4 protein-coding genes are annotated in these 3,760 nt (G+C 65.8%); all 4 read right to left on the reverse strand.

Annotated elements, in window-relative coordinates; translation table 11 throughout:
* Window positions 1-79: 79 nt before the first annotated feature.
* The gene (locus ACO6VM_RS18150) at window positions 80-565 is read right to left on the reverse strand and encodes a flavin reductase family protein (protein ID WP_125858987.1); all 486 of its coding nucleotides are present in this window, start codon (window positions 563-565) and stop codon (window positions 80-82) included.
* Window positions 566-577: 12 nt separating this feature from the next.
* Window positions 578-2,059: an aldehyde dehydrogenase gene (locus ACO6VM_RS18155; RefSeq protein WP_401060839.1), complete on the reverse strand. Its 1,482-nt coding sequence runs from the start codon at window positions 2,057-2,059 to the stop codon at window positions 578-580.
* The gene (locus ACO6VM_RS18160) at window positions 2,056-2,889 is read right to left on the reverse strand and encodes an alpha/beta fold hydrolase (RefSeq protein ID WP_401060841.1); all 834 of its coding nucleotides are present in this window, start codon (window positions 2,887-2,889) and stop codon (window positions 2,056-2,058) included. Before ACO6VM_RS18160 ends, ACO6VM_RS18155 begins: the two co-directional genes overlap by 4 nt.
* A 68-nt stretch (window positions 2,890-2,957) precedes the next feature.
* The gene (locus tag ACO6VM_RS18165; RefSeq protein WP_003256068.1) at window positions 2,958-3,554 is read right to left on the reverse strand and encodes an amino acid synthesis family protein; all 597 of its coding nucleotides are present in this window, start codon (window positions 3,552-3,554) and stop codon (window positions 2,958-2,960) included.
* Between the last annotated feature and the right edge of the window lie 206 nt (window positions 3,555-3,760).

The following is a 3,760-nucleotide window of genomic DNA, read 5'->3' on the forward strand; positions in this document are numbered from 1 at the left end:
GGGGGAGGAGCATGCTAGACCACCCCCCCCCCCCGTGATGGTTTTTTTTTTTCCCCCCCCCCCCCCCCCCGATGGGGTATCAGCCCAGCGGCGGCAAGGCGCCGAGCTTGCCCTTGTGGTACACCATCGGCGTCACCGGCTGCTCGGGCAGCACCAGGTTCTTCACCGCACCGACGATGATCGCGTGGTCGCCGCCGTCATACTCGCGCCACAGTTCGCACTCGATGATCGCCGTGGCCTTGGTGAGCAACGGGTTGCCCAGCTCGCTCAGTTGCCAGTCGATGCCCTTGGCCTTGTCCTTGCCCTTACCGGCGAAGGCATAGGCCTCGGCGGTCTGGTCGGCGGACAGCAGGTGAATGGCGAACTGCTTGCTGTCACGCAGGATCGGGTAGGTGTCCGAGGCGTAGTTGGGGCAGAACAGCACCAGCGCCGGCTCGATCGACAGCGCGCTGAAGGCGCTGGCGGTGATGCCGACGATGGCGCCGTCGGCGTCCAGGGTGGTGACCACGGTGACACCGGACGGGAACGAGCCCATCACGTCTTTGTAGATGCCGGGTTCGATCATCTCGTGTTCCTCCTAGCGCATCACGAACGGGTCGGGCATGGGCGCGGTGGAGAGGTTGATCCACACCGTCTTCAGCTCGGTATAGGCGAGCACCGAATCGATGCCGCTCTCACGGCCATAGCCGCTGTTCTTGAAACCGCCGATGGGGGCCATGGCCGATACCGCGCGGTAGGTGTTGACCCAGATGATCCCGGAACGCACGTCGCGGGCCAGGCGATGGGCGCGGCCCAGGTCGCGGGTCCAGATGCCGGCGGCCAGGCCGAACTGCGAGTCGTTTGCCATCGCCAGGGCCTGTTCCTCGGTCTTGAAGCGGATCACCGCAGCGACCGGGCCGAACACTTCTTCCTGCATGATGGTCATCGAGTTGCTGTCGCACTCGAACAGGGTCGGCTCGTAGAACCAGCCGTCACCTTCGACCTCGGCACGCTTGCCGCCCATGCGCAGCGTGGCGCCTTCAGCCTTGGCCGCGGCCACCAGGCCTTCGATCACGGCCAGTTGCTGGGCGGTGGCGATGGGGCCCATCTCGCTGCGTTCGTCCTGCGGGTTGCCGATGCGGATGCTTTTGGCGCGTGCGATCAGGCGTTCGACGAACTCGTCGAAGATCTCGTCCTGCACCAGCAGGCGCGAACCGGCCACGCAGCTTTGCCCGGAGGCGGCATAGATGCCGGCCACGGCGCCGTTGATGGCACTGTCCAGGTCAGCGTCGGCGAAGATGATGTTTGGCGACTTGCCGCCCAGCTCCAGCGACAGCTTGGCGAAGTTTTCGGCGCTGCTGCGCACCACATGGCGGGCGGTGGCGGCGCCGCCGGTGAAGGCGATCTTGCGCACCAGCGGATGGCGGGTGAGGGCGGCGCCGGTGCTTGGGCCGTAACCGGTCACTACGTTGACCACGCCGGCCGGGAAGCCGGCTTCGAGGGCCAGGCGGGCCAGCTCGAGGATGGTCGCCGAAGCGTGCTCGGAGGGCTTGAGCACGATGGTGTTGCCGGCGGCCAGGGCCGGGGCCAGCTTGATCGCGGTCAGGTACAGCGGGCTGTTCCAGGGAATGATCCCGGCCACCACGCCAATCGGCTCGTGCACCGTGTAGGCGAACAGGTCCGGCTTGTCCAGCGGCAGGGTGCCGCCTTCGAGCTTGTCGGCCAGGCCCGCGGTGTAGTGGAAGAACTCCGGCAGGTAGCCAACCTGGCCGCGGGTTTCGCGGATCAGCTTGCCGTTGTCACGGCTCTCAAGCTGGGCCAGGTGTTCCTTGTTCTCGGCGATCAAATCGCCCAGGCGGCGCAGCAGTTTGCCCCGGGCGGTGGCGGTGAGGCCGCGCCAGGCTTTGCTGTCGAAGGCGCGCTGGGCGGCCTGCACGGCCAGCTCGACGTCGGCTTCGGCGGCGTCTGGCAGTTGCGCCCAGGCCTGGGCGGTGGCCGGGTCGAGGCTGTCGAAGGTCTTGCCGCTCTGGGCATCGAGCCACTGGCCATCGATGCACATCTGGAAACGAACGAGGGTCATGCAACAATCCCCTTGGCGGATTCGGTGAGGGTGCGGGCTTGCTTGAGGAAGTCCAGCAGCATCTTGTTGACTTCGCGCGGCGCTTCCACCGGCATCATATGCCGTTGCTCGGCGAGGACCACGCTCTGCGCACCGGGGATACGCGCGGCGAGCTGGCGGGTCATGGCCGGGGTGGAGCCGCTGTCGAGTTCGCCGGTGGCGATCAGCGTCGGTACCTGGATGCTGCCCAGGTCGCCTTCGCGGTACATGTCCTGGGTGGCGAACAGCGAATAGGTGGTGTGGTAGCCCTGCGGGTCGTTGCTGGCCAGTACTTGGCGGATGGCAGCGACCTGGGCTGGGTTGGCCGCCTTGTATTCACGGCTGAACCAGCGCTCGAGCGCTGCGTCGACGTTGGCGTCGGGGCCCTGTTCAAAGGCTTGCGCGGCACGGGCGATCACCCCGGCGCTCTGCTCGGGGGTGCGGTTGAACACGCTGTTGAGCACCACCAGTGCGGCCAGGCGCTGCGGGTAAGCGAGCGCGAAGGCGCGGGCCACCAGGCCACCCATGGAAAAACCGATCACGGTGGCCTGGGCGATCTGCAGGTGGTCGAGCAATTCGGCGAGCTGTTCGGCGTAGCCTTCGAGCGGCGTGTCGCTGGCGGGCACGCGGCTCTGGCCATGGCCGAGCATGTCGTAGGTGATGACGCGGTAGTCGTTGGCCAGGCCGACGATCTGCCCGCCCCACATTTCCTTGTTCAGGCCCACGCCGTGGATCAGTACCACGGGCTGGCCCTGGCCTAGGTCCAGGTAACTGGTCCCGGCCGGTGTACGTTCAGCGACAGGCTGAATCATGGAGGGCGCTCCTTGAAGGTCGGGCGCGGCGGGAATGCTCGCCACGCCCAGGCCCGTCTTGGTTGTTGTTATTGAGCGTTGGCTTTTTCGGCAGCCAGTTCTTCCAGGTCGATGTAGCGGTTACCGATGCGTGGGTGCAGGCGGCCACCGTCGGCAGCGCCCAGCACCACGACGATCTCGTCGGCGCGCGGGGCGTCTTCGATCTGCATTTCCAGGGTGATGTAGTGCGAGCGCAGGCCTTCGTCGTCCTTCTGCATCATCGGGATCTGGATCGAGGTGCCCGGGCCGCCGCGCTTGTTGGTGAAGCTCAGGTAGCTCTTGGCCTGCACGGCTTCGCGGTAGTGGTTGCCGAAGCGCAGGGTGTGGATCACCGCCGAGGCGTGCTCGATCTCGCCGTCGGCGCCGACCACGGCGGCTTTGCCGTAGGCCTCGATCTTGTCGGCACCGCCGATGGCAGCGGTCAGGCGCTCGACCATCAGTGCGCCCAGTTCGGAGCAGTTGGCGCGGATTTCCGGCTTGAGGTCTTCAACGAAACCGCGGCCGGCCCATGGGTTCTTGATCACCACGGCCAGGCCGACCATGGTCACCGGCTTGTCGGTGGCCTTGCCGCCTTCGATGCGGGTTTCTTCGGAGTAGGTGACGATCTTGCGGATTTCGAAACTCATGGGGGGCTCCTGGTGAGGGTTATCAGCTCTTGTTGTCTGATGGTATACCATAATATTTGATGTGCAAGAGGGGCTTGAAAATTTGTTTGGGCAGGGGACGAAAGGTCGCTTGATGCCCTGAAATCTGGGCTGTCTGTACTGGCCTTATCGCGGGGCAAGCCCGCTCCCACGGAGCCCCAAGGCATTTCGTGGGAGCGGGCTTGCCC

It is taken from the genome of Pseudomonas sp. GZD-209 (assembly GCF_049310485.1).
Classification (GTDB): domain Bacteria; phylum Pseudomonadota; class Gammaproteobacteria; order Pseudomonadales; family Pseudomonadaceae; genus Aquipseudomonas; species Aquipseudomonas sichuanensis.

Coding starts and splice junctions, on each gene's coding strand:
- ACO6VM_RS18150 (WP_125858987.1), bottom strand. CDS start 565: ATGATCGAACCCGGCATCTACAAAGACGTGATGGGCTCGTTCCCGTCC.
- ACO6VM_RS18155 (WP_401060839.1), bottom strand. CDS start 2,059: ATGACCCTCGTTCGTTTCCAGATGTGCATCGATGGCCAGTGGCTCGAT.
- ACO6VM_RS18160 (WP_401060841.1), bottom strand. CDS start 2,889: ATGATTCAGCCTGTCGCTGAACGTACACCGGCCGGGACCAGTTACCTG.
- ACO6VM_RS18165 (WP_003256068.1), bottom strand. CDS start 3,554: ATGAGTTTCGAAATCCGCAAGATCGTCACCTACTCCGAAGAAACCCGC.